This window comes from Paenibacillus sp. ACRRY (assembly GCF_022346995.1).
In the GTDB taxonomy this organism is placed as follows: domain Bacteria; phylum Bacillota; class Bacilli; order Paenibacillales; family Paenibacillaceae; genus Paenibacillus.
Window position 1 is genome coordinate 229395 of record NZ_JAKRNM010000003.1, and the last position, 24999, is coordinate 254393.

Annotated in this window: 23 protein-coding genes; 13 read left to right on the forward strand and 10 right to left on the reverse strand. The window is 49.4% G+C overall.

The window, feature by feature from the left end; genetic code table 11:
- Positions 1–37: 37 nt before the first annotated feature.
- From MH144_RS14605 to MH144_RS14620, 4 genes are all read right to left on the reverse strand, one after another.
- Positions 38–733, reverse strand: coding sequence for a Crp/Fnr family transcriptional regulator (locus MH144_RS14605; RefSeq protein WP_239301429.1), 696 nt, complete (start codon positions 731–733; stop codon positions 38–40).
- Between the two features lie 125 nt (positions 734–858).
- A complete protein-coding gene (locus tag MH144_RS14610) occupies positions 859–1377 on the reverse strand; it encodes an AbrB/MazE/SpoVT family DNA-binding domain-containing protein (protein ID WP_095360117.1) in 519 nt (172 codons plus the stop codon).
- A gap of 105 nt (positions 1378–1482) precedes the next feature.
- The gene (locus MH144_RS14615; RefSeq protein ID WP_239301433.1) at positions 1483–2163 is read right to left on the reverse strand and encodes a CidB/LrgB family autolysis modulator; all 681 of its coding nucleotides are present in this window, start codon (positions 2161–2163) and stop codon (positions 1483–1485) included.
- A complete protein-coding gene (locus MH144_RS14620) occupies positions 2160–2531 on the reverse strand; it encodes a CidA/LrgA family protein (RefSeq protein ID WP_239301435.1) in 372 nt (123 codons plus the stop codon). Before MH144_RS14620 ends, MH144_RS14615 begins: the two co-directional genes overlap by 4 nt.
- 163 nt (positions 2532–2694) lie before the next feature.
- Between MH144_RS14620 and cidR the strand changes: the two genes are divergently transcribed.
- From cidR to MH144_RS14640, 4 genes are read left to right on the forward strand one after another with little or no spacing between them, the layout of a single operon-like run.
- Positions 2695–3588, forward strand: coding sequence for a cidABC operon transcriptional activator CidR (gene cidR, locus MH144_RS14625; RefSeq protein ID WP_239301437.1), 894 nt, complete (start codon positions 2695–2697; stop codon positions 3586–3588).
- 57 nt (positions 3589–3645) lie between these two features.
- A complete protein-coding gene (locus MH144_RS14630) occupies positions 3646–4503 on the forward strand; it encodes a carbon-nitrogen hydrolase family protein (protein ID WP_239301439.1) in 858 nt (285 codons plus the stop codon).
- A gap of 50 nt (positions 4504–4553) precedes the next feature.
- Positions 4554–5231 (forward strand): GNAT family N-acetyltransferase, encoded by a 678-nt coding sequence (locus tag MH144_RS14635; RefSeq protein ID WP_239301441.1) that lies wholly within the window; start codon positions 4554–4556, stop codon positions 5229–5231.
- Between the two features lie 31 nt (positions 5232–5262).
- Positions 5263–5934 (forward strand): GNAT family N-acetyltransferase, encoded by a 672-nt coding sequence (locus MH144_RS14640; RefSeq protein WP_239301442.1) that lies wholly within the window; start codon positions 5263–5265, stop codon positions 5932–5934.
- A 128-nt stretch (positions 5935–6062) separates the two neighbouring features.
- On the opposite strand, the gene MH144_RS14645 is transcribed toward MH144_RS14640, so the two are convergent.
- Together MH144_RS14645 and MH144_RS30790 are read right to left on the reverse strand one after the other, a co-directional pair.
- Positions 6063–8045: an LTA synthase family protein gene (locus MH144_RS14645; protein ID WP_481857367.1), complete on the reverse strand. Its 1983-nt coding sequence runs from the start codon at positions 8043–8045 to the stop codon at positions 6063–6065.
- 164 nt (positions 8046–8209) lie between these two features.
- Positions 8210–8707, reverse strand: coding sequence for an antibiotic biosynthesis monooxygenase family protein (locus MH144_RS30790; protein WP_275440115.1), 498 nt, complete (start codon positions 8705–8707; stop codon positions 8210–8212).
- A gap of 135 nt (positions 8708–8842) precedes the next feature.
- On the opposite strand from MH144_RS30790, the gene MH144_RS14655 reads away from it, so the two are divergent.
- The 3 genes from MH144_RS14655 (at position 8843) to MH144_RS14665 (ending at position 13567) form a co-directional block, all read left to right on the forward strand.
- A complete protein-coding gene (locus MH144_RS14655) occupies positions 8843–11188 on the forward strand; it encodes an ATP-dependent DNA helicase (RefSeq protein ID WP_239301448.1) in 2346 nt (781 codons plus the stop codon).
- 107 nt (positions 11189–11295) lie between these two features.
- Complete coding sequence (locus MH144_RS14660; RefSeq protein WP_239301449.1) at positions 11296–12768, forward strand: alpha-amylase; 1473 nt, start codon at positions 11296–11298, stop codon at positions 12766–12768.
- 511 nt (positions 12769–13279) lie between these two features.
- Positions 13280–13567, forward strand: coding sequence for a hypothetical protein (locus MH144_RS14665; protein ID WP_239301450.1), 288 nt, complete (start codon positions 13280–13282; stop codon positions 13565–13567).
- Positions 13568–13683: 116 nt separating this feature from the next.
- On the opposite strand, the gene MH144_RS14670 is transcribed toward MH144_RS14665, so the two are convergent.
- Positions 13684–14433 carry an MBL fold metallo-hydrolase gene (locus MH144_RS14670; RefSeq protein WP_239301460.1) on the reverse strand — a complete coding sequence of 250 codons (750 nt, stop codon included), beginning with the start codon at positions 14431–14433 and terminating at the stop codon, positions 13684–13686.
- Between the two features lie 203 nt (positions 14434–14636).
- Here MH144_RS14670 and uxaC point away from each other — a divergent pair, with 203 nt between their 5' ends.
- The 4 genes from uxaC (at position 14637) to MH144_RS14690 (ending at position 20406) form a co-directional block, all read left to right on the forward strand.
- The gene (uxaC, locus tag MH144_RS14675) at positions 14637–16079 is read left to right on the forward strand and encodes a glucuronate isomerase (RefSeq protein ID WP_239301472.1); all 1443 of its coding nucleotides are present in this window, start codon (positions 14637–14639) and stop codon (positions 16077–16079) included.
- A gap of 180 nt (positions 16080–16259) precedes the next feature.
- Positions 16260–16802 (forward strand): MarR family winged helix-turn-helix transcriptional regulator, encoded by a 543-nt coding sequence (locus MH144_RS14680; RefSeq protein WP_239301474.1) that lies wholly within the window; start codon positions 16260–16262, stop codon positions 16800–16802.
- Positions 16799–18526 (forward strand): ABC transporter ATP-binding protein, encoded by a 1728-nt coding sequence (locus MH144_RS14685; RefSeq protein ID WP_239301476.1) that lies wholly within the window; start codon positions 16799–16801, stop codon positions 18524–18526. Before MH144_RS14680 ends, MH144_RS14685 begins: the two co-directional genes overlap by 4 nt.
- Entirely contained in the window at positions 18523–20406 is a 1884-nt protein-coding gene (locus tag MH144_RS14690) for an ABC transporter ATP-binding protein (protein ID WP_275440116.1), read from the forward strand. The genes MH144_RS14685 and MH144_RS14690 overlap by 4 nt, the downstream gene beginning before the upstream one ends.
- A gap of 101 nt (positions 20407–20507) precedes the next feature.
- Here the strand turns inward: MH144_RS14690 and MH144_RS14695 are convergent, their stop codons facing one another.
- Complete coding sequence (locus MH144_RS14695) at positions 20508–21101, reverse strand: YcjF family protein (protein ID WP_239301478.1); 594 nt, start codon at positions 21099–21101, stop codon at positions 20508–20510.
- Positions 21102–21379: 278 nt separating this feature from the next.
- Between MH144_RS14695 and MH144_RS14700 the strand changes: the two genes are divergently transcribed.
- Entirely contained in the window at positions 21380–22591 is a 1212-nt protein-coding gene (locus MH144_RS14700; protein WP_239301480.1) for a serpin family protein, read from the forward strand.
- Positions 22592–22649: 58 nt separating this feature from the next.
- Positions 22650–23546 (forward strand): diacylglycerol/lipid kinase family protein, encoded by an 897-nt coding sequence (locus MH144_RS14705; protein ID WP_239301482.1) that lies wholly within the window; start codon positions 22650–22652, stop codon positions 23544–23546.
- Positions 23547–23574: 28 nt separating this feature from the next.
- On the opposite strand, the gene MH144_RS14710 is transcribed toward MH144_RS14705, so the two are convergent.
- Entirely contained in the window at positions 23575–24177 is a 603-nt protein-coding gene (locus tag MH144_RS14710; RefSeq protein WP_239301484.1) for a GNAT family N-acetyltransferase, read from the reverse strand.
- 115 nt (positions 24178–24292) lie between these two features.
- Complete coding sequence (locus tag MH144_RS14715) at positions 24293–24916, reverse strand: TetR/AcrR family transcriptional regulator (RefSeq protein WP_239301486.1); 624 nt, start codon at positions 24914–24916, stop codon at positions 24293–24295.
- Positions 24917–24999 lie beyond the last annotated feature (83 nt).

Here is a 24999-nt window from a genome sequence, read left to right on the forward strand (position 1 = left end):
CGATACAGAAAGCAGCGGGCTGGAGATGTAATGCATCTTACATGTGGACAGACGGGTCGGGCATGGTGGTCATTTCATCCCGATGCAGGGATACAGACTTGAAGCCAGTACGGATCCTCCCTGCTCTTGAGAGCTCCTGCAGTGCAACAGTAACCGATTCCCGGCTTGCCCCTACCATCCAGGCAATTTCCTGATGGGTCAGTGCCAGATGGATTCGGAAGTAATTCTCTTCTTCAGTCGATCCCATCTGGGTGGCTAGTCGTAAGAGAGTGTGCATAATTTTGTCATGGAGATTACCGAGTGCCAGCTTCTGCGTTAGCTCACTCATGCTTCTAATCCGCTCGCTCAGCACCTTCATCATGTTCATCATGAATGCGGGATGTTCAAGCAGGAACTGGTCAAAACGCTGGCGGTTCATCAGGCAAATGTCGGATTCCTCCATCGTTTCGATATACATCGCACGTGTACCAAGCGAGATACCGTCCATTTCTCCAAACACGTTGCCTTCTTTCAGAATATCGAGTGTGAACTGCTTTCCTTCTGAATTTAGCGTATAGAGACGGATGGCACCCCTTTTCACAAAATAAAAGCCTTCGCCAAATGTATCAGGGGTCTGGATCAATGTATTTTTGGACAGGGTGGTGATGGATGTCATGCTGTCCATTTCTGCAAGATCCGCTTCGGACAGACTGGACATCAGATTAAACTGGGATAAATACAGCATGTTGTTCATGCGACTCTCCTCCATATCGATAAACGGATAAAAAAAGAAGAACCCATACATTCACAGGGTTCTCTTGCAGTAGGACTTCCTCATCGGGAAGATCTCCTGATTATAAATAATAAAATGAAATCGTATTATAGCAATTTCTTTAATTGGGAGACGCGTCCTTGGCTAATACCAAGCTTTTCCGCAATCTGCTGCTGAGCCAAACCAGGATTCTGTTCAACAATTTCTTTCATCTGTTGCAGCATGCGAGCCGTCTTGGGCCGCAGGTCAGGATACTCAGTGCTGGCAGGTACAGTTCCCTCATCCCATGTGGGAGACGAGACTTTGGCGGAATCGGAAGCAGGACGCTCCACGGCTGCAGGAGCCTGTTTGTTCTGAGGAACGAACCATTCGGGAGTGTCATCCGGGTGTTTTAATTGAACAGCACACGTCCGGCAGATGAATTGCTCTTTGAAATACATATCCGTATCCATATCACCGCAAAACACACACAATGTTGATTTGTACTTTCTCAAAATCAACTCTTTCCCTTCAATGAAAAACTCAAGCGGATCGCCGATATGGATTTCCATCGTATCCCGCATTTCTTTGGGAAGGACAATTCGTCCAAGGCGGTCCAGAGATCTCTTCATTCCGGTTCTTTTCATCGCATCTCCCCCGCAATATTCGCTTATAAAACATGTCCTTATTGTAAGGAAGAAAGGGCTTTAATACAACAATAATATTTCAAATAATAGGGACAATTCTATCTATTATGGGAAAATAAGTTTAGAAAGAATGGGTGCCACCGCCAGAGTGAACAATGCAGCGAGTACCATGGAGATACTGGAGATGGTTCCTGTCAGGGAACTGAGCTCAAAAGCTTTGGAGGTCCCTGTGCCGTGGGCACCCGTTCCGAGCAGGGTTCCGCGGGCAATTTCTCCATCAATGCGGAGCATTTTAACGATAGAAGGACCCATGATCGCACCAAGCAAACCGGTCATGATGACAAATACTGCCGTAACTGCCGGGATACCCCCAATGGTAGCCGAGACATTCATGGCAATCGGAGTCGTAATGGAGCGCGGAATCAGGCTGTGAATCAGCCCGGAGTCCAGCTGGAGCCATTTGGCGAGCAGGGCTGACGAGAGTACGGCAACCACCGATCCGGTCATGACACTGAAGACAATCTCGGATATATGCTTTTTGAGCACATGGAAAAAGGTATACAGCGGTACAGCAAAAGCTACCGTAGCCGGTTGAAGCAGAAGGCTCAGCCATTTGCCGCCGCTGCTGTAAGCTGCATAATCCGTTCCGGTCGCAAGCAGCACGCCAACGACAAGCAAGGGCGTGATCAGCAGTGGAGACAGATACACCTTGGGCAATTGGCGATACATGCGTTTGGCAATCAAGTAAATACCGACAGTTAACAACAAGCAGAGAAATCCAATCATCCGGTGTGACGCTCCTTTCGTTTGGCGATTCGTGTAGCAACCAGGCCGGTGCAGGCCATAACCAGAAATGTACTCAGCAGGACGATGAACAGAATCTGCAGTCCATCATGTTCAAGCATGGGCATGTAGTTCATGATGCCAACGGCTGAGGGGATGAAGAAAAGCAGCAGTTCTCCAAGCAGCCATGCAGCACCGACTTCTATCCAGCGCAGCTTCACAACCCGCGTCTGAAGCAAAATAAACAGCACAACCATACCAAGTATCGAACCCGGCACAGGCAAATGGAGAGCACGGGCCAACTGGTCCATGAGCAGTGAAAAGACCATGAGGAGAGCAACCTGCAGTACACCAAGTCCCCATTTTTTCACTTCAATCCCTCCTTATATAATCAACGTGATTGATTTTCGTTTATGAAAATGAATGGAAACATACTTTCTTGTTACAAATTTTACATCGCATTCTTTCATGAGTAAAATGCATATTAAGAATGTTTTCTATTCCATTTATCTATGAGAGGCTAGGAATCAGACGATGGATATCCGCCATTTGCAATATTTTCTGGAAGTCGCCCGTCAGCAGAGTTTTACCAAGGCAGCCGAGGTGCTGTTTATCACGCAGCCAACCATCAGCAAAACTGTTAAAAGCCTTGAAGATGAGCTGGGGGTGACGCTGCTGGATCGGTACGGCAAGAAAGTCGAATTGACCGATGCAGGGCATGTTTTCTTTAGGCAGGCACTGGAAATTGAAAAATCGTTTCGCAGCTTGTCGTCCGAACTCGACGATCTGATGAACCTGAAGAAGGGACATCTGCGCATCGGACTGCCGCCCATGGTGGGCTCGAGCTTTTTTCCCATGATCATCGGTGAATTTCATAAGGCCTACCCGCAAGTGAGCATTCAACTGTTTGAGGATGGTGCGAAAAAAGTAGAAGCCGATGTCATCAGTGGTGCACTGGATATTGGCGTGGCTGTTCTGCCGACGGTGGATGAGCTGGTGGATCATTTTGTGTTCGTGAAAGAAAAGCTGAATCTGCTCGTTCATCCATCGCATCCGCTAGCGGACAAAGAATCGGTTGCCCTGAGTGAGCTGGAGCATGATGCCTTTGTGCTGTTCAGGGAGGATTTTGCCCTGCATGATCGGATCATTGCTGCCTGTCAGCATGTAGGATTCCAGCCGAGGGTTGTCTATGAGAGTTCCCAGTGGGATTTGCTCAGTGCAATGGTCGCAGCCAATCTGGGTGTGGCATTACTCCCCGAGACCATCTGCCGTGAAGTGGATCATATGCGTGTACGCATTATGCCGGTTGTGGAACCCGTGATTCCTTGGCAGCTCGGCATGATCTGGCGCAAGGACCGATATCTTTCTTTTGCCACACGGGAATGGATCGGTTTCACCAAGGCGATGTTGAGCGAAGAAAGGAAATAGAAATTACTTCATTTCGTTGATACAATGAGAGCAGAATAATGATGGAGGTGGAGAAACATGAAATTGCGGGTATCCGCTGTACAGTACCAATTGCAAACCATCAGCTCCTTTGAGCAGTTCGCTGCTCAAGCCGAGCATTACATACGGACAGCCGACGAATTCGGAACTGAATTTGTGCTGTTCCCTGAATTTTTTACAACTCAGCTCATGTCCATTGGAGACGATAAGGGCAACGCGCTGACCATTGAGGACTTGCCAGATTTTACGGAGCAGTATGAACAGCTGTTTACATCCCTGGCTTCGAAGTACAACATGCACCTGATCGGGGGAACTCATGTCATCCGGCGTGAAGGGAAATTGTATAATACCGCCCACATGTTCTATCCGGATGGCCGTATTGCACGCCAGGCCAAAATCCATATTACACCGACCGAAGTACAGGAATGGAACATGGCACCGGGCGATGGCCTTGAAGTATTCGACACGGATAAAGGCAGAATTGCGATGCTGACCTGTTACGATATTGAGTTCCCGGAAATTGTGCGTATGGCAAAAGCCAAAGGAGCTGACGTCATCTTCTGTCCTTCCTGCACGGATGACCGGCACGGATTCTACCGGGTGCGCTATACAAGTCATGCCCGCGCGGTAGAGAATCAGGTTTATGTTGTACTGACCGGAACGGTGGGCAATCTGCCGACAGTGGACTTCATGCGTGCCAACTACGGACAGGCTGCCATCATTACGCCGAATGATGTCCCATTCCCGCCGCGCGGCATTCTGGCCGAAGGTGAGATTAACGATGATATGATCGTAACGGCTGATCTGGATCTGGATTTGCTCTACGAAGTACGTGAGCGCGGATCTGTAACGACCTGGCGCGACCGCCGCACCGATCTATACACAGACTGGGAGTAGTCTGAGGCTTAACTACCCTTATTGCCTGTTGGGAGGAGGAGATTATCAGCATGTATCAAAAAGAGATGTTGATTACCGGTCCGGATAAGCACGGTAAACCCGTAAAAGCTATCGTCCGTACGTATCAGGAGGCTGACTTCGATGAACTGATTCGCATCCAGGCCGAGAGCTTTCCTCCGCCTTATCCGGAAGAGCTGCTCTGGAACCATGAGCAGCTTGCCAGTCATGTAGCCAATTACCCGGATGGGGCCATCTGCATTGAGGTAGATGGTGAGCTGGCGGGATCGATGACCTCGCTGCGCATGCAATGGGATCCTTCACATCCGGCAAGCCACACGTGGGTTGAAGTGACCGATGACGGGTATATTCGCAATCATCAGCCGGATGGCAACACGCTCTACATTGTTGATCTCTGCGTGCGTCCGAAATTTCGCAAGTGGGGACTGGCACAGCTCATGATGCAGGCCATGTATCACCTAGTCATTGCACAGGGGCTCGACCGGCTGCTCGGTGCCGGAAGAATGCCTGGGTACCATCTGGTGGCAGATGAAATGACGGCTGAATCGTACCTGGAGCAGGTAGTATCCGGTGAGAAACACGATCCGGTAATCTCATTCCTGCTGCGCTGCGGGCGTATGCCAGTGGGCGTGGCGACGGATTATCTGGATGATGAGGAGTCCTGCAACTATGCAGCCCTTATGGAATGGCGCAATCCGTTCAAGACATAATGCACATTTATCATAGGAGGTAGATGAATCCATGGAATTTACACGAATCACTTCAATTAATGATCCTTTGTTTGCCCAAATGCACAAGCTGATGCAGGAGATTTTCCCGCCTGAGGAAGTGCTGGACTTTCCGCTGTGGCAGGAACCGCTGGAAGACCCCGGCATTCGCGTATTTGTGGCTGTGCATGAAGGGAACGTTGTGGGAGCGACTGAATACCGCTATTACGAAGACTGGAATGTGGCCATGACAGATTTTACGATCATTGGCCGCGAAGGTTTGGGCATTGGCAGTTTCCTTGCCAACCATCGGAAACGTGACCTGCAGCAGCTTGCCGCGGCAAACGGCAAGGAACTATTCGGCATGTTCGCCGAGATCTATAACCCGTATCTTAGCCAGGATCATGAATTTGGCGGCATCAAGCCCATGGATCCGTATGTGCGGCGCGAAGTGCTGTCCCATCTCGGATATCAACGACTGGATTTCCCATATGTTCATCCTTCCTGGCAAGGGGATGGAGAAGCGGTAGGTGGACTTGATCTTTGCTTCATGCCAGGCAATGAGGAGCAGGCGGAACTGCCAGCCAGCCTGGTGGCGGATTTCCTGAATCGTTATTATGCTGTGCTGACGAATAAACCGCAGGAATGGCTTGCCATGGTAGATCAGCTGAAAGCTCGCACTTCGGTGCCGCTGCTGCCTTTGTAATTACGAATTTGAATATGAATATACAGCATGACACAGCCTGCGAACGGCTGGAAATGAATAAAGCCCCTGAAACAGGATTCCATTCCTGTTTCAGGGGCTCTTTTAATAGATTGAATGATTGCTTTCAGCTACTTTTCTGTATTTCGGTCAGGCAATTGAGTCAAATAACTGTTGGACAAATGCATAAGATCCAAAGCGCGCTCGTACTCGTCCTTGGTAATGTAACCTGAGGAGGACACTGTGTCGTCATCCGTTGTGGCAGTTGCCGGAACAGCATTCCCTTCCAATGACTCAGGTTTCGGTTCCGAAGGGTTTTCCACCTGCCTGATGTCCTGCCTTCCGGCATCGGCAAGCGAGTAATGGGTTCCGTCACCATAACCGGTTTCCGGAATAAATAATGAGGCATCATTAAGCACGGAACCGGTAGGCAGATAATAGCGTTCCGGCAGCAGATTGCCTGACTCCCTCAGCAGATCCTGACCGAAGTACAGTTGATCCTGGAGAGATGCTCCTGTGAGTCCGGCTATCGTTGGCAGAATGTCCACCTGTCCACCGATCTGATCCAGCTGCTCTGCAGGCGTAACACCGGGAGCCGTCATGATGAGCGGAATGTTAATCATGTCCGCGGATGTATACTCCCGGCCGTAGATTTCCTTCATTAACTCTTTATCGTCCCGGTCCAGCGAATAGATGGGCAGGCCAAGGTGGTCTCCGTATACCACCAGCAGGCTGTTGTCCCATAGTCCGCGTTGCTTCAAACCATCGATGAATTGTCCCACTGCCTGATCGGCATAATGCTGGGATACCAGATAATCACCTGGCAGGGTGTCCGAGTACCGCTCCGGCAGCGTCAGACTAATCTTGCTCTCAGGCAAATGGTACGGGTGATGTGCTGACATGGAGATAATCTGTGCATAGAAGGGCGAGCCTTCTGCCTGCATCTCTTCCAATTTATCGAGCGTCTTGGAGTACAGCACCTCATCCGATGCCGAGAAGGCAATGGAATCCTCTGTGCCAAAATAATCGATATCATAATATTGGTCAAAACCAAGCGCCTGGTAGAGCTGATCCCGATTCCAGAAACGAACATCGTTTGAATGGAAGGTAGCGGTCTGATACCCGTTTGCGGACAACAGCTTCGGGAGACTTGGCAAGGCTTTATCGGCATAGACGGTAGATGCAGCTCCGTTTGGCGGCGTATAGAATGATGTATTGACAACAAACTCGGCATCCGATGTATTCCCCTGGCCTACCTGCTGATAGAAGTTCGGGAAATACAGGCTTTCCTGTGCAAGCTGGTTGAGATGTGGCGTGACTTCCTGGCCATCCACCTTCAGACCAATCAGGAAATTCTGAAATGATTCAAGCTGGAGGACAATCACATTTCGGCCTTTAGCTGCCCCCGAATCCACGATAGAATCCAGCGCTGTCGTTTGTTTGATCTGATCGATTCGATCCTGATCAATCTCATCAAGGGGAACAGGCTTGTCAGGCCGATCCGCCAGAATGGTATAAGCCTCGTAACCGAGGATTCCCATTTGTTCCGCTTGCGTGATTTCGCTCATGCTTGCCCGGTTCGGGTATATGTTCAGCATGCAGATTACCAGGGAAATCATCAGAATAACGGAGGCAACTCTGCGTCTGCTTCTGCGGTCCAGAGGTATCTTTCCGGGACGCTCGGTAACGCCGAGCTTGATCCGGCGCCGGATCAAGATGCCGCCAATAATCAGAATATCCGCAAAAATAAACAAGTAATACGGGTCCAGCAGGGAGAACATGCTGCTCTTTACCGACGTCACCTGATTCACCTGCGCGAGCGCATGATAATTGACGATGACCCCGTAATATTTGTAATACATAATGGCAGCGAAAAAAATGCCTGACAGCACCAGGTTCAGTGCAAGATAGGCCCACATCCGTCTTTTGGCTGCAAACCACTCAATCAGACAGAAGCAGATCCAGATCAGCGGCAGCTCAGTGAGCAAAGGTTTCCAGACCGGGATATCATCGAAAATGACGATCCAGGCCAGGGAGCTTTTGATAATCATGATCACGGTAAACAATATAAACGGTCCGCTTAGAAACCGGGTGAGTGAACTGCGTGACAACATAACCGCCTTCCCTTCCGAAGTTTCATTTAACAAGTATTATGCTACCTCATGGTATGCTGTGTCAAAAATAAGAAATAGAAAAAGCCCCTCCCATTCAGGGAGAGGCCATGTGATCTGCTACATAAGTAAAACTCGTTGGGCGCTTGAGTCTATCAGGCTACCCACTATTCTATCGTATATGTCGTGACATAAGAGGCTCTTGGAAACATGGCTGGCTTCTGTGCGGTCAGCCCTTCACTTGTACTGCGATTGCGGTGGGCATGATTATAGGCCTGAGACTGCTGCCAGCTTTTGAAGTGATCCTCTGACTCCCACAGCGTAAGTACAACATACGTATCATCTTTCAGAGGACGGAGCACACGGATACCGACAAAACCTGGCTCGTCCTCCACTTTGCGTGCACGGTTTTTGAACCGTTCCTCGAAGTCACTACGGCCGTCTTCCGTCACCGGGATATTATTCAAAACCGCAAAGCTGCCGCCTGTCCAGGAGCCTGCGGCATCAAATGCCTCATATGCGGCTATGCTATCATCCGACTCAATATGAAGCAGACGTTCAGACGTTTCGATGGCAAGACGAACCTGCTCCTCGCTCCGCAAGGTCAGATGCGGATATGCAGCGAGCACGTCCGGAATCGGGGAAGGAACCAAATAAATATACATGGAATCTGCCTCCTTAAATGTACGTTCCCCTTCAACATAGCATACGGGGAGGGACGAGTCCAATCTGCGGAATGGCTGGTTTGGCCAGGTCTTTTCATGATAAAGTAGAAAGACTAAAACAGAACGGGTGATCGTATGACAAATACCATTCGAATATCAGTCAGGCCTTTGGTTGAATATGTATATCGCAGCGGCAGTATTCGTCCCGGATTCCGCTCCAATGCATCCATGCAGGAAGGAACCCGAATTCATCAGCGGGTGCAGAAGGATTATACGGAAGAAGACCTGAAAGAAGTTGTGCTTGAAGCTGAAATCCAGCATGGAGACCTAACCTATGTGGTAGAAGGGCGATGTGACGGTCTGATTCGTCTGGAGGGCCAGCTGACTGTGGATGAGATCAAATCAACAGCCGGCAACCTGGACGATCTGGGCGATGGACTTCCGGTCCACTGGGCGCAGGCCATCATGTATGCATATATGTATGCCGTACAGCATGATGAGCCAAGAATGCAAGTACAGCTTACCTATGTGCAGACCGTGAATAGCCAGGAGAGAAGATATCGGCGCATGCTCGAACGTGAGGAGCTTGAGCAATTTGCCGCTGAGGTCATCGCCGGATATGCTCCTTATGCCGAGATGATTGCTGCATATGAAGAGAAGCGGGACGTCACTGTTAAAGAACTGCCGTTTCCATTCCGCAAGTATCGGGAAGGGCAGCGCAAGCTGGCAGGGGCAGTATATCAGACCATCCGTGAGGGTAAGGGACTGATGGCCAAGGCTCCAACGGGAATCGGGAAAACAATGTCCGTCTTATTTCCCGCAGTGAAGGCAATTGGTGAAGGCGAAGCCAGTCGATTGTTCTATCTTACGGCAAGGACGACGACTCGTGTTGCGGCAGAAGAGGCTTTTGCCAGAATGCAGGCGGAAGGGCTGAACATGCATGTGATCAGCCTGACTGCCAAGGACAAGATCTGTTTCAAGGAAGAAGAAGCTTGTGATACCGGTCAGTGCGGCATGTGTGAAGGGTATTATGATCGCATTAATGGGGCAGTGCTGGATATGCTGGAGCATGAAACATTGATGACACGCCCGGTCATTGAACAGTACGCGCGCAAGCACCGGGTGTGTCCATTCGAATTTTCACTGGATGCGGCATATGCGGCCGATGCAGTCATCTGTGACTATAACTATATTTTTGACCCGCGTATTTCCCTCAAACGCATGCTGGAGGAGCAGAAACGCAAAACGGTGCTGCTGGTCGATGAGGCACATAATCTGGTCGATCGCGGCCGCATGATGTTCTCCGCTGAGCTGGAGAAGGCTGTTTTTCTGGATGTCAAAAGGGAGTTTAAGACGCTGGGCAGCAGTGTCGCTGCCGCGAAGGCCATTACCGACCATGCGGGAGCCATTGATAAGTACCTGATCACCCTGCGCAAAAACGGAGGAGAAGAGGGCAAGCTGCTGCAGCAGGAGGCGCCGGAGGAACTGATTGAATTGCTGGAGCCCTTTGTCATGGTTGCGGAGCAGAATCTTGTGGAAGGCGGTTCGGGAAATGCCGAGACGGATCAACTGCTGCTGGATGCCTACTTTACAGCTCAGAACTTCCTGCGTATCGCCAAGCTGTATGATGAACGATTCGTTACGTATGCTGAATGTGTGCGAAGCGAAGTGAGAGTGAAGCTGTTCTGTCTCGATCCATCTGTGCTGCTTCGCCAGACAGCGAAGGGTTTCCGTTCCATCATTCATTTCTCGGCAACCTTGTCACCACTGGGTTATTACCGTGACATGCTTGGTGCGGAGGAAGAGGACTACACCTTGCGTATCGCTTCACCCTTTCAGCGGGAACAATTGGATGTAAGGCTGCTTCCCTTGTCCATTCGCTACAAGGACCGGCAGCGTTCCAGGCAGCCGATTGCGAGCATGCTGCATCAGCTCGTATCCGAGTGGCCGCGGAGCAATCTGCTTGTCTTTTTCCCTTCGTATCCATATATGCGTGAAGTCTACGAGACCTATACGCAGCTTCCTGGTGAGGCCGATACGGTCATGCAGGAACAGGGCATGAATGAGCTGGAAAGAGAGGCATTTCTGAATGCATTCCAGCCGCATCCGGAACGAACGAGGCTCGTATTCGCCGTGATGGGTGGTGTATTTTCAGAAGGAGTAGATCTGCCGGGAGATCGTCTCAATGGGGTCGTCGTGGTGGGTGCAGGGCTTCCCCAGATTGGACTGGAAAACAACGTGCTTCGTGACTATTTTGACCGCTCAGGACGCAACGGCTTCAATTATGCTTATGTATTTCCGGGGATGAACAAGGTGCTGCAGGCAGGCGGCAGGCTGATTCGGACGGAAGAGGATACGGGCGTACTCGTATTGGTGGATGATCGCTTCACCCAGGAGCCGTATCGTTCCCTTCTGCCCGAGGAGTGGCTGGATTATAAGCGCATCTCCCCTTCAACCGGAAACTTCTCTGCGGGTGATTGAAGCATAGGCCAAAAAGGGTATTACTTGGATAGCAAACGAACGAACAAGGGCGAATACATATCCGTTCCAACGTCCGCTTCGAAAGCAATCAAGGAGGTCGGTTTTTGATGAAAAGAAATCATACGATGATGCAGTTTTTTGAATGGCATTTGGCTGCAGACGGTAAGCATTGGAAACGACTGGCCCAAATGGCTCCGGAGCTGAAAGCCAAAGGCATTGATTCGGTATGGGTGCCCCCTGTGACCAAAGCCATTACCCCGGAGGATACCGGATATGGCGTCTATGATCTGTACGATCTCGGGGAGTTCGACCAGAAAGGCAGTGTGCGGACGAAGTATGGTACCAAACAGGAATTGGTGGATGCCATTGCCGAATGTCAGAAAAACGGTGTTGCCGTCTATGTTGACCTGGTCATGAACCACAAGGCAGGTGCTGACGAGAAGGAAGTGTTCAAAGTCATTGAAGTTGATCCGAACGACCGGACGAAGGAAATATCCAAACCGTTCGAGATCGAAGGCTGGACCAAATTTACGTTTCCGGGTCGTGACGACCAATACTCCTCCTTCAAGTGGACATCTGAACACTTTAATGGTACGGACTTTGATGCCAAGACAGAACGCACCGGCATATTCCGCATCGCAGGAGAGAACAAGAAATGGAATCAGAATGTCGATGACGAGTTCGGCAACTATGATTATCTGATGTTCGCCAACATCGACTACAACCACCCGGAGGTCCGCAAGGAGATGCTCCAATGGGGAAAATGGCTGATCGACACGCTGCAATGCAGTGGTTTCCGCCTGGATGCGATCAAGCATATTAACCATGAATTCATCAAGGAATTTGCAGCAGAGATGATTCGCAAGCGTGGGCAGGACTTCTACATTGTAGGGGAGTTCTGGAATTCCAATCTTGATGCCTGCCGTCAATTCCTGGATACGGTGGATTATCAGATCGACCTGTTCGATGTGTCCCTTCACTACAAGCTGCATGAGGCATCCCTGGCAGGCAGAGATTTCGACCTATCCAAAATTTTTGATGACACGCTCGTTCAGACACACCCAACGCATGCCGTAACGTTTGTCGATAATCATGATTCCCAGCCGCATGAAGCATTGGAATCATGGATTGGCGACTGGTTTAAACCCAGCGCGTATGCATTGACCCTGCTGCGCCGTGATGGGTATCCGGTTGTCTTTTACGGGGATTATTACGGTATTGGCGGTCCTGAGCCTGTGGAGGGCAAAAAGGATATCCTAGATATTCTGCTATCTGCCCGTTATAACAAAGCTTACGGAGAGCAGGAAGATTATTTCGATCATCCGAATACGATTGGATGGGTACGCCGTGGTGTGGAAGAATTCGAGCGATCCGGTTGTGCGGTGGTGGTCTCCAACGGGGATGATGGCGAGAAACGAATGTTTGTCGGCGAACATCGTGCCGGTGAAGTATGGACGGATCTGACGCACAGCTGCGAGGATAGCATCACCATTGAGAAGGACGGCTGGGCTACGTTCCATGTGTGTGGCGGAGGTTTATCCGTATGGGCTTTGCCTGATGACGAGAGTGCGAGTGCGTAAGATCGGGATATAAATATAGACAACTAAACCACCTGAAATGGCGATGGCATGCCTGCAGGTGGTTTTTGTGCTGGGTCCAGCTATTTTTATTGTGTTATCTTAATATGGGATAATAAACCAATTCATGTGAATAGACGTTAATTAGTTAGAAGTGCTATTTTTATGTAGATACAAGGGGGAAGATGGGTTGAGGAGAATTATACATACAGGGGCATGCTTACTTTTAATGGTGTGTTTGGTGGCCTGCAGCGTATTCCCAAACAAGGGGCCGAACGGTGAACCGAGACGAACAGATGAATACACGCTTAATTCCGAGAGACGAGATCTTTATCAACGAATTTTGAAGAATCCAGCCTCCTTCAGGGTTAATTCCCCCAATGAATATACATTAACCGCAACTGTGAACGTAAGTCATGAAAACGGGACTGACTTAATTACATATGAAATCTTGATCAATGAGGTTCAGGTGCCAATGGATAATGTAATTCAGTCTTTTACACTAAATTCATCCATGATAAATAATATCAATGCCTCGGAGCTTCTTATCTCTAACGTGCACAATACACACGAAACGAGCCTCGATCCGGACAATGAACCTTTGGGATTAAGCTTGAGCAGGGGATATACGTTGAAGCCAGAAACGGAGATAGACAGCAATATCATTCATGCCTACGAGGACATGTACATTAAAATCTCCTATGGACCGAAAGAGGATCGAACAGAAGATTACTTCCATTTGAAAGCCGAACCTTCTTCCGAGGCTCTGGAATATATGAAAGTGTGGAGTGAGGATGAATAAACTAGGAAGGTAGCCTCCATTCAGCTCTTTTTGGGAGCGTGAGCGAAGGCCACCTCATCTTCTAGTAAAACGATGCTTCAGCTTTCTGAAGCTACTCGGAGCATCCTATACTTACCTTATTTCTCATTCAGCTCAAACGATTCCAGTGTGCCAGCCATACGCAGGTCATGCTCGCGGTTGAACCGTTCCCGGTTACTCGCATCTGCATATTCGTCATGATAATGCATTAAGACGGTCTTTTGCCTTACTTCCGCTGGCAGCTGTTCCAGGTCCTTCAGCGAGGTATGAGATTTGATCACCAAATCATGCATATGGCATTCATGGAAGATCAGCTGCACATCTGCGGCAGCCTGTTCTACCCGTTCCTGATCCAGCGTGCTATCCGCACTGTAGTAGAAGTAGGGCTTCGCAAGAATACCATTGCTGACCATGCCCGGAACGTGCTGTGTGCGGAATGTCTCAAACGTTACGCCGCCCAGCTCGAATGTGCCTCCATCCGACAGTGGAACGATATCATAATAATCGCTCATTGTGCGCTCGCCATCGGTGGTGTAGCGCATGCCTGGAGATAAGATGCTCCATAGCGGCTCGACCAGTTGTTCGTGGATAAACAGGCGTGGTTTGCGGTCACCCACAATTTGCGAATAGTATCCAAGCATCTGCACACCGTTGATGTGGTCTTCATGCAAATGTGTGATAAATACATTATGGATATCAGTCATGGGGAACCCAACCTCTTTGAGCGCTTTTGCATTCGATTCCGGAAAATCAATGACCAGATGCGTGCCTCCAAATTCGGTGAGCATGCTGTTGTGATGCTGCTCTACGCTGAACATGTCCCCTGTGCCCAGAAATGTAATTTTCAACGATTTCATCTCCTTGTATGATCTTCAGATCAGCATATCGTTCATTAAAACCAGTATATCTTGTTCGGGGGCATATGCCTAAACCAACCTTTTTTGAATACGCTATCATTTTTTATTGAACTTTGGGAGGAAACAGTGTAGCGTAAAGATGGGAAGTGTACCCATATGAACGTAAACTCACCCAAAGGGAGCGTGCGAAGCGAATGAAGTCTTTTTTGGATGAACAATTTTTGCTGCACAATGAGACAGCCGTCAAGTTATATGAGGATTATGCCAAGGACATGCCGATTATTGACTATCACTGCCATCTCAGTCCACAGGAGATCTATGAGAACAAGACGTTTGGCAATATTACGGAAGCCTGGTTGTACGGGGATCACTACAAATGGCGGCTAATGCGGGCAAACGGTATCGAAGAGCAATATATCACTGGCGGTGAGGGCGTGACCGATTACGATCGTTTCCTGGCTTATGCCAAAACGGTACCTATGATGATCGGCAACCCGTTGTATGCCTGGTCCCACCTGGAGCTACAGCGGTACTTCGGGGTATATGAAGTGTTGAATGAGAGCAGTGCTCCAGGAATCTGGGGAAAAGTAAATGCCAAGCTGAACAGTGAAGGGTTTGGCGCACGTGACCTGATTACGAAATCTAACGTCACTGTGGTGTGCACGACCGATGATCCTTGTGATTCTCTGGAATACCATCTGAAGATTCAGGAGATCGAAGGCTTTGATACAGCTGTGCTGCCTTCTTTCCGTCCGGATAAAGGGCTTGAACTGAACCGGGATACCTTCACAGAATGGGTGGGCAAGCTATCTCAGGCTTCGGGTACAGCAATCTCTGATTATGACTCATTCCTCTCTGCGCTGGAATCCCGGGTGGAGTTCTTCCATTCCGTAGGTGGCAGAGTTTCCGACCATGCACTGGATTACGTGCCATATGGCAAGGCTACACGGGAAGAAGCGGCAGCCATTTTTGCCAAAGCGCTCGCAGGTCATCAAGTGAGCCGTGAGGAAGAGAATAAATACAAGACCGTTACGCTGACTTTCTTGGGCAAGCTTTATGCGGAGCGGGGCTGGGTGATGCAGTTCCATATGAATGCTGCCCGTAACAATAACAGCCGGATGTTCGCTCAGCTTGGACCGGATACCGGATATGATGCCGTGAATGATACGCCGCTATCTTCTGCGATGATTGGTCTGCTGGATGCACTGGAGCAGGAGAAAGCACTACCCAAAACCATTCTATATTCCTTGAATCCACGGGATAATGAAGTGCTGGCTGCCATTGTCGGCAGCTTCCAGGGCGGCGGTATCCCGGGCAAAATTCAGCTTGGCGCAGCATGGTGGTTCAACGATACCAAGGACGGCATGCTCGCTCAGATGAGAGCACTGGCCAACGTCGGTTTGCTGAGCCGTTTTGTGGGGATGCTGACGGACTCTCGCAGTTTCCTCTCCTATACAAGACACGAATATTTCCGCCGTCTGGTCTGCAACCTGATCGGGGAATGGGTGGAACAGGGAGAGGCACCGCATGATATGGAATTGCTCGGACAGATGGTTCAAGGCATTGCCTACAACAATGCCAAGGAGTATTTCCCCTTCTCGGCTTCACTCAAAAAAGTATCTGCTTCGCAGTCCTAATTAACATAGAACTTTCCGAAACCGTGGCAATCTGCCACGGTTTTTTTGTGGTGTCATTTACCTGTTTGACTTCCACCCTTGGTGAAAATATAATTAGGATACCTAATTAATTGATATACTATTTAATAGTGATCCTATGTTAATTGAGAATTCATTGAGAATGTAAAGGAGGAACCCTATATGACAGGTCTGGATCCAGTGGCCCAGAAGCTGCTGTATTCCATCATGCAGTTTAATAAAGGCAAATGGAGACAGCATAAGCCCCACGGTCGCAACCATAATGAAATTATGGTATTGGCCTGTTTGCTCCACGGCTCACATCCAGGAGAGCGTCTGGATTGGCGAGATAATCCTCCCGATTTTAACAGCGAATTGAATGAAGATCATCCAGGACTGAAAGTATCGGAGATCAGTGCGCTGCTGCGAGTAAAATCGCCAACGATTACCCCAGTCATTCGTGGTCTTGAGGACGAGGGACTCGTCAAGCGAACCATGGACCCCGATGATCGCCGTGCCGTGCGCATTACGATTACGGAAGCAGGCCGTGATATTATTCGGGCTGCTCATGAAGAGCGCATGCAGATATTCAACAGATTGGTTGAGCATCTGGGAGAGGAAGACAGTACCCAGTTAGCTGAGCTGCTGACGAAAGTATATAGCTTTTTTGACTCACTCGCTTCCCTGCAAAAGGAGCATTCAACAGAAGGAGATGATACGCCATGATGAAATTGTTTCGCATGCTCAAGCCTTATCAAGTCCCCATTATCTTCATTTTGGGTCTGGTATTGCTGCAATCGCTCGCCGAGCTGTACCTGCCAACCTTGATGGCCGATATCGTTAATGATGGTATCGTCAAAGGTGATGTTCCATACATCTGGCAAATTGGCGGCTGGATGCTGGTCATTGCCATTGGGGGTACGGCGTGTTCCGTATTGGCCAGTTACCTGTCTTCCCGTACAGCAGGCGGATTCGCCAAGCAGCTGCGCAGCCGGGTTTTCCGCCATGTGGAGAATTTCTCACTGCAGGAGTTTGATAAGCTAGGCACCGCATCACTGATCACCCGTACGACGAATGACATTACGCAGGTTCAGAACGTATTAACGATGATGCTGCGCATGATGATCATGGCTCCGATGATGTGTATTGGTGGTATCTTCATGGCGGTATCCCAGGACGCCAAGTTGTCCACCATTTTCCTGGTTGTGCTGCCCGTATTGGCCGGTGCCATTGCACTGATTGGGGCCAAGGGTCTTCCGCTATTTAAACAAATCCAAAAAAAGCTGGACCGGCTGAATTTGGTTCTGCGTGAACAACTGACAGGTATTCGTGTCGTTCGTTCCTTCAACCGCGGAGAACATGAACGCGTTCGTTTTAACGGAGCGAATACCGATCTGAGAGATGCTTCCATTAAAGTTAACGTCCTTATGGCGACATTAATGCCTGTTATGATGCTTGTCATGAACTTCTCCATGATCGCCATTCTTTACTTCGGAGGACAGCGCATCGACAGTGGAAACATGGATATTGGTTCCCTGATTGCGTTTATCCAGTACGCGATGCAGATTATGTTCTCCCTGATTATGGTTTCCATTATTTTTGTCATGATTCCAAGAGCTTCTGCATCCGCAGAACGGATCAACGAAGTATTGGATATGCAGCCTGACCTTAGTGATCCAGAGCAGCCTCGTGGCATGAAATCCCTACAGGGCACCATTGAATTCGACAATGTGACCTTCCGTTATCCGGGAGCAGAGAATGCGGCACTGTCGGGTATTTCGTTTACAGCCCGTCCCGGGGAAACTACAGCCATTATTGGTGGTACGGGATCAGGGAAATCCACGCTGCTCAGCCTTATTCCCCGTTTCTATGATGTCACGGAAGGCAGCGTGCGGGTTAACGGTACGGATGTACGAGAGATTAGTCAGGAAGATTTACGTGCGAAAATTGGCTTTGTGCCACAAAAGGCAGTCCTCTTCACGGGAACGATTGCGGAGAATATCCGACACGGGAAAGAAGATGCCACAATGGAGGAAATCGTTCATGCAGCCCGGACTGCGCAGGCTGAGAACTTCATTTCCGAGATGAAAGACGGGTATGACAGCCTAATTGCTCAAGGTGGTAATAACGTTTCTGGTGGACAGAAACAGCGTTTGTCCATTGCACGCGCACTTGTTCGTCGCCCGGAAGTGTATATTTTTGACGACAGCTTCTCCGCTTTGGATTTCAAAACAGATGCCAAACTTCGTGCTGCGCTGAAATCTGAAACGACCGAAGCGGCGGTGCTGATTGTTGCACAGCGAGTAAGTACAGTTATGGATGCAGATCGCATTCTGGTTATGGATGAAGGACGCATTGTTGGTTCCGGTACCCATAAGGAACTGCTCGCGAACAATGAAGTGTACCGCGAGATTGTATCATCCCAGCTGACAGAGGAGGAGATCGCATGAGTGAACGTGCCGAACATAAAAGCAAAGCACCACGTTCCGGCGGACCAGGTCATCCTGGTGGCGGTATGGGCATGCGTCCTCCGGGCGAGAAGCCGAAGGACTTCAAAGGTACGCTGCGGCGGCTGATCCAGTATCTCCAGCCACACCGATATCGTCTGCTTGGTGTACTTGTCGCAGCGATTCTCAGTACCGTGTTCAGCATTATCAGCCCGAAAGTTATGGCTGAAGGAACCGATATACTGAGCCAAGGCGCCATTGCCATTCTGCAGGGCATACAGGGCGCGGGTATTGATTTTCCCGCATTAATGAAAGTGTTGTATCTGCTCTTGGGATTGTACCTGTTCAGTGCAGCATTTATGTATATTCAGCAATATTTAATGGCTGGCGTTGCTCAGCGAGTGGTTTATGACATGCGTGAGCAGATCAGCGCCAAAGTGGGGCGGCTGCCACTGAAATATTTTGACTCCCGCACCCACGGGGAGACACTTAGCCGGGCGACCAATGATGTGGACAACATCAGTAATACGCTTCAGCAGAGTTTGGCACAGTTTATTACTTCTGTCGTAACTATTGTCGGCGTAATAATCATGATGCTGACGATTAGTCCATGGATGACGCTGATCACCATTTTGACGCTTCCACTAAGTGTAATTGTTGTAATGTTGGTAGCATCCCGTTCGCAAAAACATTTTGCCGGTCAGCAGAAATCACTGGGTGAGCTGAACGGACATGTCGAGGAGATGTACACCGGACACAAGGTCGTAAAAGCATTTGGACGCGAAGAACAATCGGTACAGCAATTTGAGAAAGTCAATGAAGAGCTGTATGAATCGGGCTGGAAAGCCCAATTTATCTCAGGGATCATCATGCCGCTTATGAGTTTTGTGGGTAACCTGGGTTATGTTCTGATCTGTGTGGTTGGCGGGATCTTTGTTACACGCGGCGCTATCTCAATCGGGGATATTCTGGCGTTCACGCAGTACTCTCGTCAATTTACACAGCCGATTAATCAGATTGCAAATATCTCCAATATTATTCAGTCCACTATCGCTTCGGCGGAGCGGGTGTTCGAACTGCTGGATGAAGAGGAAGAAGTTCCTGAGTCAAACCAGCCTCTGCAATTACAGCAGCCCGTAGGAGCGGTTGCGTTCCAAGGCGTTAATTTTGGATATAAACCGGATGAACTGCTTATCAAAAATATGAACATCGATGTTAAGCCGGGTCAAACCGTAGCCATCGTAGGACCAACCGGCGCAGGTAAGACGACACTGATCAACCTGTTGATGCGTTTCTACGAAATTCAGGATGGAAAAATCACGATTGATGGTATCGATATCCGGGACATGGAGCGCGGCAAGCTGCGCAGTCTGTTCGGGATGGTGCTTCAGGATACATGGCTGTTTAACGGAAGCATTCGGGACAACATCGCGTATGGACGTGAGGGTGCAACCGAAGCAGAAGTGGTTAAGGCAGCAGATGCAGCCCATGCCGATCACTTTATCCGTACGTTGCCGGATGGCTATGATACCGTGCTGAACGAAGAAGCATCGAATATCTCTCAGGGACAGAAACAGCTGCTCACGATTGCAAGAGCCATCTTGGCGAACCCTTCCATTCTTATTCTGGATGAAGCAACGAGCAGCGTGGATACCCGTACCGAAGTATTTATTCAGAAAGCAATGAATGATCTGATGAAGGATCGCACCAGCTTCGTCATTGCTCACCGCTTGTCTACCATTCGCGGGGCGGATCTCATCCTTGTCATGGATCACGGTAATGTGATCGAACAGGGTAATCATGAGGAATTGATGGCCCAGCAAGGATTCTATGCCGATCTGTACAACAGCCAGTTTGCAGAGCAGCAGCCTCAGGCGATCTAACTGAACCGATGCGTAGAATGATAAAAATAAGCCAGACTCCCCTGTTGGGAGCCTGGCTTATTTGTTGTGTGGTATCCTTTTTGCCGCAAAGTTGAAATGAATTACTTGTCTTTGGATTCCACCACAGCTGTACGATCTGCTTCATCACGGAAATCGACCTTCTCTTCGGGCTCTGCATCCGTGTTCGCTTCTTGAAGAGCTGACGGGGCGGGTTCGCCCGGAATTTGCTCACGCTGTTCGAGCATGCGTTTCACGACCTCATAACAGTCATCGACATGTTTGTTACCCACATAACGCATGGCTGTGAAGCTGAGAGCGGCGGCTAGACCTTGGCCTGCAAGTGGAACGAACTTGGCAACGGATTTGGTGGCTACGCGTACTCCGACCCGTTTCAATACCTGAACGACAAGTTCCTTCGTTACCATGCGGCCGATAACTTTGCTTCCGATGGACATGACGAATCCGTAAATCATGGATTTGGTCTCGGGGTCCATGCCGTCGAGCTGTTTTTGCGACAATCCGAATTTATTGTTAATGGCAGGCAATAGCTGCATAAGCATCCCCACATCAGCCAGTACGTCTGTACCAGGTAAAGGGACAAGTGTAGTACCAGCAGAGGCGGTTGCTCTCTTGCGGACCATCGTACGGCATTGCTTGCGGACTTGCTCCAATTGTTCCAACGTTGCCGGAATCATAGGGAATCCCTCCATTCGTATATGGTATAGATATAACCGATTTAGCTCCTTTTGAATGGCGTTGCCCCCGCGGGGCTGAATATTGAGTGTGAAGTAACCTTTTCTCTCTATCATGCGTTTAGTAAAAAAAGGAAAAAACTCAATTGCCATGGACGATTTCTATTTATTACGGATGTGAGGGGATTTTGATGCATGCACGGTTTTATTTACACCTGTTATTATGTTGTGTGTGTTGGCTGTTCATTACAAGCTGTTCAGAACAGGAGGGGAAGAACAAGATGGAATCCAGTTCGAATCAGGAATTATCTGCTGATAAACGGAACGCACTTCTGAAGAAGATCGAGCCGAAACAGATAGAGGCGATGAACAGATTGGGGATGCAGCTGATCAGAGAGCTTGGAGCGCAGGAGGCATCGAGTGGTAAGAATCTGTTAATCTCTCCTTATAGTATTTCAGTGGGGATGGGCATGGCATACCTCGGCAGTGAGGGAGAAACAAGGCGGGAAATGGCAGAAGCGATGGGTTGGTCAGGACGGGATGATGGGCAATTAAACACTACGGAAGCAGCACTGTATCAATTATTGACGCATCCTGGCTCTGAAATAGAGATCGAAATTGCCAATGCTGTGTGGATTAAGAACGGGGTCACGGTAGAAGATGAGTATCAGGCTAACTTACAGCAAGCATTTGAAGCCGAAATCGGGCCATTGCATGTACAACCCGAACACGCCAAAGATGAAATTAATCGTTGGGTGGAAGAGCATACTCGTGGCAGGATCCCTCAATTGATGCAGGAATCACCTGCAGTGGAAACGCTCATGATTTTGGTGAATGCCATAGCCTTTGACGGCAACTGGACGAACGAATTTCAACCTGAGTATACAAGAGATGGCGATTTCCGGCTTGCAAATGGAAGCACGATGTCTGTGCCGATGATGCATCAGTCGAAGCAATTCCATTACACGGAAAATGAGGATTGGCAGGCCATTCGTCTTCCCTATGGGGATGGACAAATGTATATGCTGGTTGTATTGCCCCGGGAAGGTCAAACGCTAGAAGAAATCCAGCAGCAGCTGGAGGATCATCCCCAGAAGCTGAATGAAACATCTGACTTCAGGTTGGTAGATTTGTCTTTGCCCCGTTTTCGAGCCGAGTATGGAATTCATTTAAAAGAAGCCATGCAGCAGCTTGGTATGGAGAAGGCCTTTGATCCGTATACTGCTGATTTTACAAAAATGATCCCGCGTGGACCGGACTGGCAAGCCTATATTGGCCAAATCATCCACCGAGCTGTGATGGAAGTGAGGGAGCAAGGAACCGTAGCGGCTGCTTCTACACTCTTGGATATGAGAGCAGGGAGTGCTCCACCTACGGATCGTGTCAAGATGGAGGTTAATCGTCCATTCATGGTTGCTGTGGTGGATGATTCAACTGGAGCATGGGTTTTCGCTGGAGTCATTCAGCAACCTGAACAGGTCGCTTCCCATTGACCTGCTTCAACCTTGAAGGCTAAAGGGTAAACAAGCATTAGAATGGAGGAAGAGAGCGATGACATTTAACAAAGCGTTGTTAATTCATCACAATCATGCCGGAAAAGCGAATCGTGCAGATGCTGTAGGTACTGCAACCGGGGTGCTAGCGCCTGCTGTTCGTGAGCTTGTTATTGTACGCACCGAGGAACCTGGAGAGGGAGAAGCCTTGTGCCGGGATCGCGGGGAACAGTTCGATGTCGTTTTTATTTTGGGCGGAGACGGTACGGTGCATGAATGCGTGAATGGACTGGCGAGTCTGCAGAACCCGCCGCTTATCGGGATTTTGCCTGGGGGGACCTGTAATGATTTTGCACGTTCTCTCGGATTGTCACCAGATGTGGAGGCTGCGGCACGTCAGCTGCTTGAGGGTCATGCTGTTTCGATCGACATTGGACGGGCCAATGATCGGGTATTCACGAACTTTTTTGGCATTGGATTAATCAGTGATACATCGCAGAATGTTAACTCCAACCTGAAGGGTACACTGGGTAAGCTGAGCTATTTCATCAGCACATTGCAGACCATTAGTAATACCGAGCCTTTTCATTACCGGATGGAGGCTGATGGCAAAACGATGGAAGGTGAGGCCGTCATGATCTACGCGGCGAACGGACGGTTTCTTGGAACGAATTCACTTCCATTTGCCCCAGATGCGCTGCAAGACGGTGAACTGGATATCCTCATTATTCATGAGACGGGCATTCCGCTACTGCGAGAGATCCTGGCGCACAAACCAGAGGGAGAGTGGCAGCCTCAGAATGAAAGCATCAGTTACTTCAAGGCGTCGACCCTGCTGCTGGAAACGGATGCTCCCATGCCCGCTGATACGGATGGTGAATTGTACATGAAGACACCCGCCGAGCTGTCGGTGCTGGCGGGTCATCTGACTTTTTTGACCGGGGATGTGTACTAAGCACTTCTCCGGTTTCTTTTTATATAAATTACCCTTGCCCTGCAGGGCCTACCATCTGACCTGCGGCATGCCGCTCACGGAATTCATGCTCCAACATACTCATGAGAATGGCATCATGATATTGATGGTTGTAGTACAGTGCATCTCTTCGCGTACCTTCGCGCTGGAAGCCCAGCCTCTCATAGGTACGAATGGCTCTCTCATTGAAGGCATACACCTCAAGTTCGATTCGATGCAGGTTACAAATACCGAAGCCGTAATCAAGCATCAACAGCAACGCTTCGCTACCATAGCCCTTGCCTTGGTGCTCCGCATGATCGATCCCTATTCGCAGGTGTGCGCTGCGGTTCTTGGCATGCATATCCATGAGAACAACCTCGCCGATGAGCTGATCATTTTCCTGTAAGGAGATGAGCAGCATAAGCCGGGAGTCGTCCTGACCTGCGTTTTCAACAAAGCGTTCCACTTGCGTGCGGGTGAAGCTGTTCTGTGTTCCTGTAAGTCTTCGCATCTCAGGGTCAAACAGACCCGGAAAGTAGTCATCGACATCCGTCGTCTCGAACGGACGAAGATAGATGCGTTCTGTCTCCAACAGACGGGGGACACGTGGGGATGGTGTTGATTGGGACATTCGTGATACCTCCTAAAATTCAAGCACTTCAGGATGACCTGAGGTCTTGCCTGTACACATGTAATTGGTTTGATCATTGAATCCTGACATGAGTATATCTCAAATAAAGTCTACTTCACTTTCGCTGAACCGCTCCGTCCAGAAATAAGGAAACCAGCTCATGAGCCAAGTCTTCAATGCTTCCGTTCATGCTGCGCACATCCTCCCGGTTCGCGAGCATGAGCAGGGACGTGAATGCTTGGGCGAGCAGCATAGGGCTCGCAGGGCGCAAATAACCGCTGTCCATCTCCCGCTTGAAGTGTGTGGCGAGAACATCGAAGATCTGGGTCTCGGCTTCACGGATCTGCGCAAGCTGGTCGGCATTGAGATACGATTCGGCTTCACGCATCATGGTTTCCGTGTCCACATGGGACTGCTGCATTTTGGCTGCAGCAACATTCTCCAGTCGCTGCTGCAAGGATCCGGGCTCTTCCAAACGAAGAGCCGTCTGCTGCTGGCCCATGGCCATCATACGCGTTATGGCGACAGTGAAGAGCTCCGGTTTGCTGGAAAAGTGATAATAAATAGACGCCTTGGTCACATGGCACAGTGAGGCAATCTGTTGAAGAGAGACGGGTTCATAACCATATTCCATAAATAACTGCGAAGCAGTCATTAGTATCTTGGACTGGACTGATGTCTGATCGGTACCTGCTTTTGGTCTTCCTGGTGACCGGGAAGGCGAAGTTTTTTTAGTCATGCGGCATACCTCTTTACATAAAAATTATCTTGGCATAAAGTGTTCAAAAAATTAGTATTGCAAAATTAACCTTACGGTATATA

What these genes read in the sequence shown, in the direction of transcription:
- MH144_RS14605 (WP_239301429.1), bottom strand. Translation starts at nt 733, where the DNA reads ATGAACAACATGCTGTATTTATCCCAGTTTAATCTGATGTCCAGTCTG.
- MH144_RS14610 (WP_095360117.1), bottom strand. Translation starts at nt 1,377, where the DNA reads ATGAAAAGAACCGGAATGAAGAGATCTCTGGACCGCCTTGGACGAATT.
- MH144_RS14615 (WP_239301433.1), bottom strand. Translation starts at nt 2,163, where the DNA reads ATGATTGGATTTCTCTGCTTGTTGTTAACTGTCGGTATTTACTTGATT.
- cidR (WP_239301437.1), top strand. Translation starts at nt 2,695, where the DNA reads ATGGATATCCGCCATTTGCAATATTTTCTGGAAGTCGCCCGTCAGCAG.
- MH144_RS14630 (WP_239301439.1), top strand. Translation starts at nt 3,646, where the DNA reads ATGAAATTGCGGGTATCCGCTGTACAGTACCAATTGCAAACCATCAGC.
- MH144_RS14635 (WP_239301441.1), top strand. Translation starts at nt 4,554, where the DNA reads ATGTATCAAAAAGAGATGTTGATTACCGGTCCGGATAAGCACGGTAAA.
- MH144_RS14640 (WP_239301442.1), top strand. Translation starts at nt 5,263, where the DNA reads ATGGAATTTACACGAATCACTTCAATTAATGATCCTTTGTTTGCCCAA.
- MH144_RS14645 (WP_481857367.1), bottom strand. Translation starts at nt 8,045, where the DNA reads ATGTTGTCACGCAGTTCACTCACCCGGTTTCTAAGCGGACCGTTTATA.
- MH144_RS30790 (WP_275440115.1), bottom strand. Translation starts at nt 8,707, where the DNA reads ATGTATATTTATTTGGTTCCTTCCCCGATTCCGGACGTGCTCGCTGCA.
- MH144_RS14655 (WP_239301448.1), top strand. Translation starts at nt 8,843, where the DNA reads ATGACAAATACCATTCGAATATCAGTCAGGCCTTTGGTTGAATATGTA.
- MH144_RS14660 (WP_239301449.1), top strand. Translation starts at nt 11,296, where the DNA reads ATGAAAAGAAATCATACGATGATGCAGTTTTTTGAATGGCATTTGGCT.
- MH144_RS14665 (WP_239301450.1), top strand. Translation starts at nt 13,280, where the DNA reads ATGATAAATAATATCAATGCCTCGGAGCTTCTTATCTCTAACGTGCAC.
- uxaC (WP_239301472.1), top strand. Translation starts at nt 14,637, where the DNA reads ATGAAGTCTTTTTTGGATGAACAATTTTTGCTGCACAATGAGACAGCC.
- MH144_RS14680 (WP_239301474.1), top strand. Translation starts at nt 16,260, where the DNA reads ATGACAGGTCTGGATCCAGTGGCCCAGAAGCTGCTGTATTCCATCATG.
- MH144_RS14685 (WP_239301476.1), top strand. Translation starts at nt 16,799, where the DNA reads ATGATGAAATTGTTTCGCATGCTCAAGCCTTATCAAGTCCCCATTATC.
- MH144_RS14690 (WP_275440116.1), top strand. Translation starts at nt 18,523, where the DNA reads ATGAGTGAACGTGCCGAACATAAAAGCAAAGCACCACGTTCCGGCGGA.
- MH144_RS14695 (WP_239301478.1), bottom strand. Translation starts at nt 21,101, where the DNA reads ATGATTCCGGCAACGTTGGAACAATTGGAGCAAGTCCGCAAGCAATGC.
- MH144_RS14700 (WP_239301480.1), top strand. Translation starts at nt 21,380, where the DNA reads ATGGAATCCAGTTCGAATCAGGAATTATCTGCTGATAAACGGAACGCA.
- MH144_RS14705 (WP_239301482.1), top strand. Translation starts at nt 22,650, where the DNA reads ATGACATTTAACAAAGCGTTGTTAATTCATCACAATCATGCCGGAAAA.
- MH144_RS14710 (WP_239301484.1), bottom strand. Translation starts at nt 24,177, where the DNA reads ATGTCCCAATCAACACCATCCCCACGTGTCCCCCGTCTGTTGGAGACA.
- MH144_RS14715 (WP_239301486.1), bottom strand. Translation starts at nt 24,916, where the DNA reads ATGACTAAAAAAACTTCGCCTTCCCGGTCACCAGGAAGACCAAAAGCA.